The following is a 13816-nucleotide window of genomic DNA, read 5'->3' as shown; positions in this document are numbered from 1 at the left end:
TTAGTCAACGTGAATATCCAAAAGTGTAAGGATCAGAGCCATACGTACATATACTCCGTACTGAACCTGACGGAAATAAGCAGCACGTGGATCGTCATCAACATCAACAGAGATTTCATTTACACGCGGAAGCGGATGAAGAATATACATATCTTCCGGAGCGAGTTTCATTTTCTCTTTGTCGAGAATGTAGAAGTCTTTCATACGTACGTAGTCTTCTTCATTGAAGAAACGTTCTTTCTGAACACGTGTCATGTACAGAATATCAAGTTTTGGCATTGCTTCTTCCAGACGTACAACTTCTTCGTAAGGAACGTTCATCTTATCAAGTACATCATGACGGATGTATTCCGGAAGTCTTAATTCTTCTGGAGAAATCAGTACAAAACGGATGCCTGTGTATCTTACGAGTGCTGTGATCAGTGAGTGAACAGTACGACCGAATTTTAAGTCTCCGCACAGACCGATTGTCATGTTGTCAAGTCTTCCTTTTACGTTAAGGATTGTGAGAAGGTCTGTCAGTGTCTGTGTCGGGTGCTGGTGTCCACCGTCTCCTGCGTTGATCACCGGAATTTTGGAATGCTGGCAGGCAACCATCGGAGCACCTTCTTTTGGGTGTCTCATTGCACAGATATCTGCGTAGCAGGAGATTGTACGGATTGTATCAGATACACTTTCTCCTTTTGAAGCAGAACTGGAGCTTGCGGAAGAGAATCCCATAACGCTTCCTCCAAGGTTCAGCATTGCGGCTTCATGGCTTAAACGTGTACGAGTACTTGGTTCATAGAATAAAGTCGCAAGTTTCTTTCCGTCGCAGGCATGTGCGTATTTGTCAGGATGTGCCTCAATATCCTGTGCAAGTTTCAACAGTTCGTCCAGTTCTTCCACTGAGAAGTCCAGTGGGCTCATTAAATGTCTCATAAGTAACCTCCTTGTGTGATTGAATCACATTATTTATATTCTAGTAGATCAGTAACGGCTTTTCTCTTAGGTGCTTGTGGATCATCATCCGGCCAGCCGACTGCAATCAGAGCTGCCAGTTCCCTCTCTGGCGGAATCTCTAAAAGTTCTGTAATTTTTTCTTCATCAAAGATGCCCATGATCACAGTACCAAGTTCCTGTTCTTTTGCAGCAAGACAGAAAGACTGGCAGGCAACACCAACGTCAAACATTTGCCATCTGTCTCCCTTTTTTGTGCTGTAGGATCCGTCACGTTCAAAACCGGATCTGCCTTTGATAAAAGTAACAGCAACCAGCATAGGAATTTGACGGATAATATTAGAATTGTAAACAGGGGTATAATCATCAGCGATCTTTTTGAGAATAGAGGGGTCTTCAATTGCGATATAACGAGTGATCTGTGTGTTTTTCCAAGATGGAGAATAGGAAGCAATAGAAATAATAGAATCAATAATAGAATGATCAATATGATCAGGTTTATATTTCCTTATGCTTCTGCGCATCTTGATACAATCAGAAACGTTCATTTGTATACCTCCCAATGTTTTATTCGAGACGCTTGAATCAGATAAAAACCGATTGTTCTCGTATTCCATACCATGATATACTAAAACGAGAAGATTTTCAACAGGAAAATAAACTTTTTTCAAAGGATAGATTTTGTGGAAAAAATGTATTATACTTGGTACTGTTCATGCAGTGTTTTTACTATAATTAATTGTGTTACAAATCAGTATAAAAGAGATGCAGTATGGATGGAGTTTTTTAGTAAGGAGAAGTTAGGATGGCAACACTTGAAGAACTGAGAGTAGAGCTCGACAAGATAGATAACCAGATGGTGGAACTTTATCAGAAGAGAATGAATGTCTGCCGTGAGGTTGGAGATTATAAGGTGAAAGCCGGACGTAAAGTGTATGACCGGCAGAGGGAGCAGGAGAAACTTGCAGATGTGGCATCAAAGGTTGACAATGATTTTGATAAGAACGGAGTTCGTGAATTATATACGCAGCTGATGTCTATGAGCAGAAAACTGCAGTATCAGAAGCTGGTAGAAGCAGGCGCACTTGGAAGGCTTCCTTTTATTCAGATTGATTCTCTTGAGAAGGATACTGCCAGAGTTGTGTTCCAGGGAACAGAAGGTGCTTACGGAGAAGCGGCAATGCATCAGTTCTTTGGAGAAGATGTGAATTGCTTTCATGTAAGAACATTCCGTGATGCGATGACTGCGATTGAAGAAGGTGCTGCGGATTATGCGGTTCTTCCGATTGAAAATTCATCTGCAGGTCCGGTGAACGAGATGTATGATCTTCTGGATGAATTTGAGAATTATATTGTTGCTGAGACGATCCTTCCGGTAGTGCATACTTTGTCAGGACTTCCGGGAACAACACTTACAGATATCAAACGTGTTTATTCGAAAGCAGAAGCCCTTATGCAAACGACAGGGTTTTTGAATGACCATGCAGACTGGCAGCAGATCAGTGTAGTGAATACGGCAATCGCTGCGCAGAAAGTAGTAAAAGATGGAGATAAGGCACAGGCAGCTGTATGTAGTGCCTATGCGGCGAAGATTCATGGGTTGGAAGTTCTCGCAGATAATATAAATGACGAGCCGGATAACTGTACACGCTTTATCGTGGTGACGAATCAGAAGGTTTATCTGAAGCATGCGTCAAAGATCAGTATTGAATTCGAACTTCCGCATCAGAGTGGGGCTCAGAGTGGGTCTCTTTATGATCTTCTGTCACATTTTGTATACAATAATATAAATATGACAAAGATTGAATCAAGACCTGTGAAAGGAAAACAGTGGGAATATCGTTTCTTTGTAGATTTTGATGGAAGTCTGGAAGATGCAGCAGTGAAGAATGCATTGCGTGGACTGAGAGAAGAAGCAACGAATTTGAGAATTCTTGGAAATTACTAGATATTAGAATAGATAGAAAAGCAGAATACAGAGCAGGTGGAGCGAAAGCTCCAGAGGGATTTACTGGAAAAGAGGTTATTTAGAATGCGTACAAACGAACTGATGCTGTATAAAAATATGGAATATGGAGAGATTCTAAAGGATATCACATTCCTGATTGATAATTATGAGAGTGAATTTTATAACAAAGAAGATTTAAGAGGACTCCTTTTTGATTGTATCAATGAACTTTTGGAATTATCAGTAAGCCACGGTTTTGAAGGGAATCTGTGGCATACTTATCTGACATTTCTTCTTGCGAGTGATGAGAATGCATACAGCACTTCCTGTGAGATCGTAGGAGAGATTGAAGGTAGTCTGAATGAGATTGCACTTCATGATTTTGCTATTTTTAAGGAAATGTTTGACTATGATTTCGAGGAACTGGAAAAGAGTCTGGACGCTGACTGCCTGAAGATCATCATGGATTATAAGAGCGGTAACAGTGGCGGTAAAGTGTTCAACCGTCGTGTCAGGGACAGAATCTGTGATCTCAGCCGTGCCCTTGCTGCAACGCAGAACGTAGATCATTTCAAGCGTACACTGACGCAGTTTTATAAGGAATTTGGAGTTGGTAAACTTGGACTTCACAAGGCATTTCGTGTGGAGCATCCGGAGAATTCTGATGTGGAGATCATACCGATCACAAACATTGCCCATGTACATCTTGATGATCTTGTAGGTTATGAAGATGCAAAGAAAAAGCTGGTTGATAACACGAAAGCATTTGTAGAAGGAAAGAAAGCAAATAACTGTCTGATGTTCGGAGATGCCGGAACAGGAAAATCTTCCTCGATCAAGGCTATTTTAAATCAGTATTATGACCAGGGACTTCGTATGATCGAGGTGTATAAACACCAGTTCCAGGATCTGAATGATGTAATCGCTCAGATTAAGAATAGAAATTATAAATTCATTATTTATATGGATGATCTTTCTTTTGAAGAATTTGAAATTGAATACAAATATTTGAAGGCAGTAATCGAAGGTGGTCTGGAGAAGAAACCGAAGAATGTGTTGATCTATGCGACATCAAACCGCCGTCATCTGATCCGTGAGACATTCCGTGATAAGCAGGACAGAGATGAAGATATGCATACAAATGATACAGTACAGGAGAAGCTGTCATTGGTTGCAAGATTTGGCGTTACGATTTATTTCGGTTCACCGGATAAGAAGGCATTCCAGGAGATCGTGCGTGTACTTGCGAAAAAGAATGGAATCAATATGCCGGAAGAGCAGCTGCTTCTTGAGGCGAATGCATGGGAACTGTCTCATGGCGGTTTGTCTGGAAGAACAGCACAGCAGTTTATTGATTATCTGGCAGGACGGGAGTAATGCATTGTGTGGAAGGCTTTTAGAGTCAAACAGAGCTTGGAAAATGGAATAACAGAAGAGAAAAACAAGAGTGGATTTCGCAAAAAGATGATATCTGTACAGTTACTGATCGTACTTGTTGCGGTTATGCTGTTTTGTTCTGGATGTGCCGGGAAGATGAATGCAAAGAAGATTTTTCGTCAGTCTTCGGAAAATATGCAGAAAGTAACTTCTTCAGCAAACCATGTGGAGCTGGCAATTCAGATGTCTGATATTTTAAATCTGATGGAAGTAAACATGGAGATGGATCTGGAGAACACGACAGAGCCTCCGGCCGGTCATGCGAAAGGAACTGCCAGGGTGACGATCAAAGATTCTGAGGTATCTGCAGATCTGGAACTTTATCAGGTGGAGGAAGACGGAAAACAAGTGACATATAGTGGCACGAATGGATCCTGGAAGAAAGAGAGTGCAGAAGGAAGCAGCGAGAATCACCTTGGTATTGACGGAAATATTTTCGCACAGGAGGGGAAAGCGCTTGAGTCTTTCCACCTGTCCGAGCAGGAGACAACAGTAAATGGCAAGGCATGTTATCAGTTGTATGGCGATGTAACAGGAACGGAGCTTATGGGTCTTCTTGGCAAAGAGATGGTAGAAGCATATCATCTGGTGAATCTCCCGGAGGAGGATGCAATCCGTAATTTGAAAATCCCTGTTATTTTTGACATTTACAAAGAAGAACTGCTTCCGGCGAAGATCGTTGTAGACATGAGTGATGTAATGGGAGATTTATATAAGTCTTACGGAGAGACTACGAAAGTAAATCTTTACTCGATCGTGCTTCAGTTTACGGACTATAACAAGGTGGATGAAATCCATGTTCCGGATGAAATAAAGAATTCTGCGAAATAAAAGAAACGTTGCCAGAAATCCTATGGTTGATGCTATATAAAAAGAAGGAAGCTTCAGACCGGGCACATGCCGCTGAAGTCTTCCTTCTTTTTGTTATTACCACTTATTTCATATTACTCAAGTTCTTCTATGTTGCTGATATTGCTGTCAATCACCATGGAGTAATTTGTATAATAGACGACAAATCCAGGTTTCCCACCATTTGGTTTTTTGACCTGTTTTTTCTCCACGTAGTCAATCTCAACTTTATCGGAACCTCGCATGCTGGAATAATAAGCTGCAAGTCTGGCTGCTTCTTCGAATGTACGGTCCGGAAGTTCATCCCCATGTGTTTTGACAATGACATGGGATCCCGGAGCTTGTTTTGCATGGAACCACCAGTCATTTCCGACTGCAAAGTGGAACGTCAGTTCTTCATTCTGAAGATTGTTCTTTCCGACATACATATGATAACCGTCACTGGAAATGTAATGGAGTGGTTTGTTTTTTATCTTGACTTTTTTCTTTGTATATTTTCTGCGGATATAGCCGGAGTTTGTGAGCTCTTCTTTGATTTCAGCAAGATCATCTTCTGTCAGTGCAATATCAAGTGCCGTCTGAATGGATTCCAGATAAGTGATCTCGTCCAATGTCTCTTTGCAAAGAACAGAAAGTGCTTCAAAAGTACGTTTTTGCTTGTTATATTTTGCAAAATAACGCTGGGAATTTTCCTGCGGTGTCTTTAATGGATCCATCGAAATGGATACCATTTCATTGGTGTAATAGTTCAGGCATTCAAGAGTCTTTGCGCCTTCCTCCAGATTGTATCCATAAGTGTTGATCAATTCGCCGTACACTTTATATTTTTCACGATTTTCTGTGTCTCTCAACTGACGCAGCTGCAAGTCGTATTTTTTCCGGTTTCGTTCTAATGCAGTCTGAACTACGTGACGCAGATCAACCGATTTCTGTCGGATGCGGGTAATGAGACTGCGTGTCGAATAATAAGTCTCAAGTACTTCGGAAATAGAATCATATTCTACCCTTGTATAGTTGACAAAATGACTCAGTGGAAGAGCAGAGAATTCTTTTGGCTCTTTTCCATCGAAATAAATACCAGGTGAAAAGCTATCTTCTTTGATCGCGGATAAATAAATCTCAAACTGTGTATATAGATGAAGTAAAATATCAGCAGAATACTCCTGGGCCGGGACAGAAGAATCCATTCCTGCAAGGGAGCAGATCTCCTCCGCGGTTACAGGACTGATTCCGGTAAAACTTGTATAAATTGCTTTGGCAAGTGGCATTGGTTTACCTGTCAGATGCGCTGCAAATTCTTCAGAAGTTACCGTGAGCGGATCTACTTTCTGCATGGTGTCCGGGATGAAATACTCTCTTCCCGGAAGAACTTCCCGGACAGAACTCATCTGTGCAGATACATGTTTGATACTGTCAATGATCTTACCCTGATCGTTACAGAAAATGATATTGCTGTGTTTTCCCATGATCTCGACGATCAGATCTTTCCGGCAGAGGTCACCAAGTTCATCGAGATGTTCAATTGTAAAATGAATAATACGCTCAAGTCCCGGCTGCCAGATATCAACAATGCGGCCGCCGCTGATATGTTTACGAAGAAGCATACAGAAGTTTGGGGCAGTCATCGGACTTGGCTTATTCTTCGAGGTCAGATAGACTAGCGGAAGAGAAGCATCCGCCGAAATCGACAGACGATACTGACCTTTCGTTGATTTGACTGTCAGAAGAAGCTCATCCGCTTCCGGTTGTGCAATCTTTGAAATTCTTCCGTTTAATAATTTATGTTTTAATTCGCTGGTGAGACTCGCCACAACGATTCCATCAAAAGCCATATTGTTTCCTCCTGAATAAAAGGTTTGTTTTCACATTTTTTAATTGTAACATAAATCGAATCTTTATAAAAGACTTGTTGACCATTTACAAACATTTGATGTATAATAGATTAGATTATAGTAAACAGAGGATGAAGACAATGATCAAAAGTATGACAGGCTTTGGCAGATGTGAGATTCAGCAGGATTCCAAGAAGTTTACCGTTGAGTTAAAGAGTGTAAACCACCGTTATCTTGATGTGAACATCAGAATGCCGAAGAAACTTAATTTTTTTGAAACATCCATCCGGACACTTCTGAAGTCTTATGCGAACCGCGGGAAAGTTGATATCTTTATTACATATGAAGATCTGTCACAGGCGCAGAGCTCTGTGAAATATAATCCATTGATCGCGGCAGAATATATGAAGTATTTTAAGCAGATGGAAGAAGAATTCGGGCTGGAAAATGACATCAGCGTATCTGCACTTGCAAGATTTCCGGAAGTTCTTACGATGGAAGAGCAAGTGGAAGATGAAGAGGAGCTTTGGAATGGACTGAAGAAAGCACTGGAAGGGGCTTTTACACAGTTTGTTGAGACGAGAATAACAGAGGGTGAGAACCTGAAGAAAGATATTCTTGCGAAGCTTACATTTCTGGAGCAGGAGGTCTCTGCGGTAGAAGAACGTTCTCCACAGATTGTGGCAGAATACCGACAGAAACTGGAAGAGAAAGTGGCTGAGTTACTGGCAGATACACAGATGGAAGAAAACCGCCTGGCAGCAGAAGTGATTCTGTATGCAGATAAGATCTGTACAGATGAGGAAGTTGTGCGGTTGAAGAGCCATATTCAGCATATGAGAGCAACATTGGAGGAGAAAGAAGGAATCGGGCGTAAGCTGGATTTCATTGCGCAGGAGATGAATCGCGAAGCAAATACGATTTTGTCTAAAGCGAATGATATTGAGGTTTCCAATCATGCAATCAGTCTGAAGACAGAGATTGAGAAGATCAGAGAGCAGATACAGAATATAGAATAGAGTAAAAGAGGGCAGGATCATGAATAAAAAAGGTATTTTGATTGTCGTATCCGGATTCTCAGGAGCCGGAAAAGGTACATTGATGAAAGAATTAATGAGAAAATATCCGGAGAATTATGCTTTATCCATCTCTGCGACAACAAGAGGTCCACGTGACGGGGAAGTAGATGGCAGAGAATATTTCTTCCTTTCCAGGGAGAAATTTGAAAAAATGATTGCTAATAATGAATTGATAGAGTATGCTAAATACGTGGAAAACTATTATGGCACACCGCGTGCATATGTTGAGAAGATGTTGGATGAAGGGAAAGATGTGATTCTTGAGATCGAGATTCAGGGAGCACTGAAAGTGAAAGAAAAGTTCCCGGATACGCTTCTGATGTTTGTGACACCGCCGAATGCCAGAGAACTGAAGTCCCGTCTGGTAGGAAGAGGGACAGAGACGATGGAGGTTATTGAGTCCAGAATGAACCGTGCCTGTGAAGAGGCAGAGGGAATGAGTGCTTATGACTATCTTGTCGTGAATGATGAACTGGATGATTGTGTTGAAGAGATGCATTCTATTATCCAGGGAGAACACCACAGAAGTTCACGCAATGTGAATTTTATGAATGACATAAAAGAAGAATTGGAAGAGTTGAAAGGAGAAAATTAATATGCTGCATCCATCTTATACTGACTTGATGAAAGTAGTTAACAAAGACGTTGAAGAGGGAGATTCTAAGGTTGTAAACAGCCGTTATTCTATCGTAATGGCTACATCTAAGCGTGCAAGACAGCTGATCGCCGGAGAACTTCCGCTTGTACCTGTGAAAGACGGACAGAAGCCGCTTTCCATTGCAATCGAAGAACTGAATGAAGGTGAGCTTAAGATCTTACCTGAGGACACTGACGAAGAGTAGAATCAGAACAGTAACGGAGCAGATGCAGAAAAGTGCAATCTGCTCTTTTGACGTTGTTGTTGAACGTTTTGTACATGCATGGAATGTATGAAATGATGCACAGAAGGTGAGATTTATTTATATTTTTTAGAGAGGATGACCAGGAGGTTTTACTAATATATGAAGATACTTTTTATATCCTTAGGATGTGATAAAAATCTGGTGGATACAGAAGTAATGCTTGGAATGCTTGCTTCAAGAGGTTACGAGATGACGAATGATGAACAGGAGGCTGATATTATTGTGATCAACACCTGTTGTTTTATCCATGATGCGAAAGAGGAAAGCATCCAGAATATTCTTGAGATGGCAGAATATAAGAAGAATGGCAGTGCAAAGGCATTGATCGTTACAGGATGTATGGCAGAGCGCTATCGTCAGGAGATTCTTGATGAGATTCCGGAGGTAGATGAAGTTCTTGGAACAACTGCATATGATCGCATTCTGGATGCGGTAGATGCGGCACTTGCAGGACAACATGAAGTTATGACAGCTGACCTTGATGCTCTTCCATTACCGGAGACGAAGCGTCTTGTAACAACAGGAGGACATTTTGCATATCTGAAGATCGCAGAAGGATGTGACAAACATTGTACGTACTGCATCATTCCGAAAATCCGTGGAAACTTTAGAAGTGTACCGATGGAACGCCTTCTGAAAGAAGCACAGGATCTGGCAGAGCAGGGCGTAAAAGAATTGATTCTTGTTGCTCAGGAGACAACGCTTTATGGAAAAGATCTTTATGGAGAGAAATCTCTTCCAAAGCTGCTCCGTGAACTTTGCAAGATCAGTGGAATCCGTTGGATCCGTATTTTATATTGTTATCCGGAGGAAATCACAGATGAACTGATCCAGGTAATGAAAGAAGAACCGAAGATCTGTCATTATCTTGATCTCCCAATCCAGCATGCGAATGATACCATCTTGAAGAGAATGGGACGCAGAACTTCAAAACAGGAGCTGATCAACATTGTGCAGAAGCTTCGTAAGGAAATCCCGGATATCTGTCTTAGAACAACACTGATCACAGGCTTTCCGGGAGAGACGCAGGAGCAGCATGAAGAGGTGATGGAATTCATTGACACACTTGAGTTTGATCGTCTTGGAGCATTTACGTATTCTCCGGAGGAAGATACACCGGCAGCCACATTCGAAGATCAGATTGATGAAGAAGTGAAAGAGGATCGTCAGGCAGATATCATGGAACTTCAGCAGGAAATTGCATTCGATAAAGCGGAAGACATGATTGGAAGAGAAGTTCTTGTCATGATCGAAGGTAAAGTCGCAGATGAGAATGCCTACGTTGGAAGAACTTATCGTGATGCACCGAATGTAGACGGCCTGATCTTTATCAATACTGACGTAGAATTGATTTCCGGAGATTTTGCAAAGGTTAAAGTGACCGGAGCATTAGATTATGATTTGATAGGAGAGTTGATGTAGTATGAATTTACCAAACAAATTAACAGTATTACGTGTGATTATGGTTCCGTTTTTTGTTTTCTTTATGTTGACAGATGTAGGCGGAGCTGCGAATAAATGGATCGCGCTTGTACTTTTTATTGTTGCAAGTCTGACAGATATGCTGGATGGTAAGATTGCAAGAAAATACAATCTTGTAACAAATTTTGGAAAGTTTATGGATCCGCTGGCAGATAAACTTCTTGTCTGCTCAGCAATGATCTGTCTGATTCCTTCAGGAAAACTTCCGACAGCAGTTGTTATTGTTATTATTGCAAGAGAGTTTATTATCAGTGGTTTCCGTCTGGTAGCATCTGATAATGGCGTTGTTATCGCAGCAAATTACTGGGGAAAATTCAAGACAGTATCCCAGATGGCAATGATCATTGTTCTGATTGCTGATTTTGGCGGTGTATTCGACATGGTTGGAACAGTACTGATCTGGATTGCCACAGCACTTACTGTGATTTCTCTGGTAGACTATGTGTGGGCAAACAGAGAGGTTCTTACAAAGGGAGGCATGTAAGAGATGTATCTGGAGTGGTTTTTTAAAGAGAAAGCTGCAGGTGAGAAAAGTCTGGAAGAAGTTGTAGTAGATCTTCTTGCAGAGCGTAAACTTCATGTGACAACAGCAGAATCCTGTACAGGTGGATTGATTGCAGGAACGTTAGTCAATGTGGCAGGAGCATCAGATGTGCTGAACGAGGGATATGTTACGTATTCGAATGAGGCAAAGGAACGTCTAATTCACGTTTCTCATGAGACACTTGAAACTTACGGTGCCGTGAGTGAACAGACAGCGCATGAGATGGCTGAGGGTGCTGCAAAGGCTGCGAATGCGGATGCGGCACTAAGTGCAACAGGAATTGCAGGGCCTGGAGGTGGAACAGAAGAAAAGCCGGTTGGTCTTGTATATATTGGATGTTATCTGAATGGGAAGACGACAGTGAAAGAGTGTCGTTGGAATGGAAGCCGGATGGAGAACAGACTGGATACTGTGAAAGCAGCATTGGAGATGCTGAAGGAACGTCTGGTGGAAGAGATGCCGGTGTAATAAGAAAAGATTAAGTTGAAGCAGTAACTGTTTCCAAAAGGATACAGAAGCTGCTTTTTTTATACATAAATTTGTCAAGTGTCATATTTATATAATTCTTTCCCTCAGATGGTGAAAATCTTGTCAAAGTTGTGATTGACGAATGCGACAAATTGTGCGAAAATAAATACATATGGTGCAGGGAGAAAGAGTTTGTGGCAGGTGACAAATCAACTTCTCACCGCGCAGACAGTTCAGTGTTAAAAAATAATGCAGAGCTGTCAGTTTTTGTGCGAAAAAAATAGTGTACCGTATACGAAGAAAATCATACATATTGAAAGGAGTATTAACATGATTTATTCACACGAAGTAGAAATGATGTGTCCGGTAGCCCAGGGCGTAAACCATGGCGCAGCTCCAATTCCAGAAGAAGCTAAATGGGTAAAGGCAAAAGAAATCAAAGATATCTCCGGACTTACACACGGTGTAGGCTGGTGTGCTCCACAGCAGGGTACTTGTAAGCTCACACTGAACGTAAAAGACGGAATCATCCAGGAGGCACTTGTTGAGACAATCGGATGTTCAGGAATGACACATTCTGCAGCTATGGCTTCTGAGATCCTTCCGGGAAGAACACTTCTTGAAGCTCTGAATACAGACCTTGTATGTGATGCTATCAACACAGCTATGAGAGAACTGTTCCTTCAGATTGTTTACGGAAGAACTCAGAGTGCATTCTCAGAGGACGGACTTCCGGTAGGAGCAGGACTTGAGGACCTTGGAAAAGGACTTCGTTCACAGGTTGGTACAATGTACGGAACACTGAAAAAAGGACCTCGTTATCTTGAGATGACAGATGGTTATGTAACAGGAATCGCACTGAACGAAGATGACGAGATCATCGGATATCAGTTTGTAAACTTCGGTAAGATGATGGACTTCATCAAAGCTGGAGACGAGCCGGCTGTAGCGCTTGAGAAAGCTAAAGGACAGTACGGACGTGTTGACGATGCTGTTAAGATCATTGACCCAAGAAAAGAGTAAGGAGGACTATTTCAATGGCATTATTTGAATCATATGAAAGAAGAGAAAAACAGATTCTTGCAAAACTCGCTGAGTATGGAATCAACTCCATCGAAGAAGCTGCAGAAGTAACTAAAGCAGCTGGTCTTGACGTTTACAAGATGGTTGAAGGAATTCAGCCAATTTGTTTCGAGAACGCTAAGTGGGCTTACACAGTAGGTGCTGCTATCGCAATCAAAAAGGGATGTACAAAGGCAGCTGATGCAGCAGCAGCAATCGGAGAAGGACTTCAGTCTTTCTGTATTCCGGGATCTGTTGCAGATCAGAGAAAAGTTGGTCTTGGACATGGTAACCTTGGAAAAATGCTTCTTGAAGAAGATACAGAGTGCTTCGCATTCCTGGCTGGACACGAGTCATTCGCAGCAGCTGAGGGTGCTATCGGTATCGCTGAGAAAGCAAACAAAGTTCGTAAAAAACCTCTGCGTGTTATCCTGAACGGTCTTGGAAAGGACGCTGCTCAGATCATCGCACGTATCAACGGATTTACATACGTTGAGACAGAACTTGACTATCACACAGGAGAACTGAAAGAAGTATTCCGTAAAGCATACTCTGAAGGACTTCGTGCGAAAGTTAACTGCTACGGAGCTAACGACGTAGTAGAAGGTGTTAAGATCATGTGGAAAGAGAATGTAGACGTATCTATCACAGGTAACTCTACAAACCCTACAAGATTCCAGCACCCAGTAGCAGGAACATATAAGAAAGAGCGTATCGAAGCTGGAAAGAAATACTTCTCAGTTGCTTCAGGTGGTGGTACAGGACGTACACTTCACCCAGACAACATGGCAGCTGGACCGGCTTCTTACGGAATGACAGATACAATGGGACGTATGCACTCTGATGCACAGTTCGCTGGATCTTCATCTGTACCGGCTCACGTTGAGATGATGGGACTTATCGGAGCAGGAAACAACCCGATGGTTGGTATGACTGTTGCTGTAGCAGTTGCTGTAGAGGAAGCTGCAAAGGCTGGTAAATTCTAAGAATCCCAGTAAAACCAAAGGTTGAAAATAGACAATGTTCGCGATTCAAAGTGTTCATTGTCTATTTTTTATTTTTCCTAAAAATGTGTTCATAGCTACATGTATGAAATGAAGAGCAACAAAAATATAATCCATAAATATTTTAATCCATAAATATTACCCACAAAAAACTGTCTTATTTCAAGATAGTTTGTTATAATAATAAAACAATGAGTTATATAGGATAATAAAGGAATATAAGAATTAATGATTACGAACGGTATTCATTTTCAGAAATAGTTAAAGTTT

At 41.5% G+C, this 13816-nt stretch carries 14 protein-coding genes; 11 read left to right on the top strand and 3 right to left on the bottom strand.

The window, feature by feature from the left end; genetic code table 11:
- Both pyrB and LI162_RS06600 read right to left on the bottom strand, forming a co-directional pair.
- A complete protein-coding gene (gene pyrB, locus LI162_RS06605; protein ID WP_117497193.1) occupies positions 1-921 on the bottom strand; it encodes an aspartate carbamoyltransferase in 921 nt (306 codons plus the stop codon).
- Between the two features lie 29 nt (positions 922-950).
- On the bottom strand, positions 951-1487 hold the full coding sequence (locus LI162_RS06600; protein ID WP_227156114.1) for a nitroreductase family protein: 537 nt from the start codon (positions 1485-1487) through the stop codon (positions 951-953).
- 257 nt (positions 1488-1744) lie between these two features.
- Between LI162_RS06600 and pheA the strand changes: the two genes are divergently transcribed.
- The 3 genes from pheA (at position 1745) to LI162_RS06585 (ending at position 5155) form a co-directional block, all read left to right on the top strand.
- Positions 1745-2887 (top strand): prephenate dehydratase, encoded by a 1143-nt coding sequence (gene pheA, locus LI162_RS06595; protein ID WP_015529777.1) that lies wholly within the window; start codon positions 1745-1747, stop codon positions 2885-2887.
- 84 nt (positions 2888-2971) lie between these two features.
- Positions 2972-4264: an ATP-binding protein gene (locus LI162_RS06590; RefSeq protein ID WP_015529778.1), complete on the top strand. Its 1293-nt coding sequence runs from the start codon at positions 2972-2974 to the stop codon at positions 4262-4264.
- 6 nt (positions 4265-4270) lie between these two features.
- Positions 4271-5155: a DUF6612 family protein gene (locus LI162_RS06585; protein ID WP_155203168.1), complete on the top strand. Its 885-nt coding sequence runs from the start codon at positions 4271-4273 to the stop codon at positions 5153-5155.
- A 113-nt stretch (positions 5156-5268) separates the two neighbouring features.
- On the opposite strand, the gene LI162_RS06580 is transcribed toward LI162_RS06585, so the two are convergent.
- Positions 5269-7005 (bottom strand): Rqc2 family fibronectin-binding protein, encoded by a 1737-nt coding sequence (locus LI162_RS06580; protein WP_227156108.1) that lies wholly within the window; start codon positions 7003-7005, stop codon positions 5269-5271.
- A 140-nt stretch (positions 7006-7145) separates the two neighbouring features.
- On the opposite strand from LI162_RS06580, the gene LI162_RS06575 reads away from it, so the two are divergent.
- The 8 genes from LI162_RS06575 to LI162_RS06540 all read left to right on the top strand — a co-directional run bounded on the left by LI162_RS06575 (position 7146) and on the right by LI162_RS06540 (position 13528).
- Positions 7146-8024: a YicC/YloC family endoribonuclease gene (locus tag LI162_RS06575; protein ID WP_015529780.1), complete on the top strand. Its 879-nt coding sequence runs from the start codon at positions 7146-7148 to the stop codon at positions 8022-8024.
- Positions 8025-8043: 19 nt separating this feature from the next.
- Positions 8044-8679 (top strand): guanylate kinase, encoded by a 636-nt coding sequence (gene gmk / locus LI162_RS06570; RefSeq protein ID WP_015529781.1) that lies wholly within the window; start codon positions 8044-8046, stop codon positions 8677-8679.
- Position 8680: 1 nt separating this feature from the next.
- Positions 8681-8926 (top strand): DNA-directed RNA polymerase subunit omega, encoded by a 246-nt coding sequence (rpoZ, locus tag LI162_RS06565; protein ID WP_020435635.1) that lies wholly within the window; start codon positions 8681-8683, stop codon positions 8924-8926.
- A 159-nt stretch (positions 8927-9085) separates the two neighbouring features.
- Complete coding sequence (gene rimO, locus LI162_RS06560) at positions 9086-10408, top strand: 30S ribosomal protein S12 methylthiotransferase RimO (RefSeq protein ID WP_227156106.1); 1323 nt, start codon at positions 9086-9088, stop codon at positions 10406-10408.
- A 1-nt stretch (position 10409) separates the two neighbouring features.
- Complete coding sequence (gene pgsA, locus LI162_RS06555; RefSeq protein WP_015529784.1) at positions 10410-10952, top strand: CDP-diacylglycerol--glycerol-3-phosphate 3-phosphatidyltransferase; 543 nt, start codon at positions 10410-10412, stop codon at positions 10950-10952.
- 3 nt (positions 10953-10955) lie between these two features.
- The gene (locus LI162_RS06550; RefSeq protein WP_020435633.1) at positions 10956-11480 is read left to right on the top strand and encodes a CinA family protein; all 525 of its coding nucleotides are present in this window, start codon (positions 10956-10958) and stop codon (positions 11478-11480) included.
- Between the two features lie 330 nt (positions 11481-11810).
- A complete protein-coding gene (locus tag LI162_RS06545) occupies positions 11811-12503 on the top strand; it encodes an iron-sulfur cluster assembly scaffold protein (protein ID WP_015529786.1) in 693 nt (230 codons plus the stop codon).
- A gap of 14 nt (positions 12504-12517) precedes the next feature.
- Complete coding sequence (locus LI162_RS06540) at positions 12518-13528, top strand: GGGtGRT protein (RefSeq protein WP_020435632.1); 1011 nt, start codon at positions 12518-12520, stop codon at positions 13526-13528.
- Positions 13529-13816 lie beyond the last annotated feature (288 nt).

The sequence above is a fragment of the Mediterraneibacter sp. 210702-DFI.3.120 genome (assembly GCF_020561005.1).
Classification (GTDB): Bacteria; Bacillota; Clostridia; order Lachnospirales; family Lachnospiraceae; genus Mediterraneibacter; species Mediterraneibacter faecis.
This window is presented reverse-complemented; position numbering and strand designations above follow the sequence as displayed.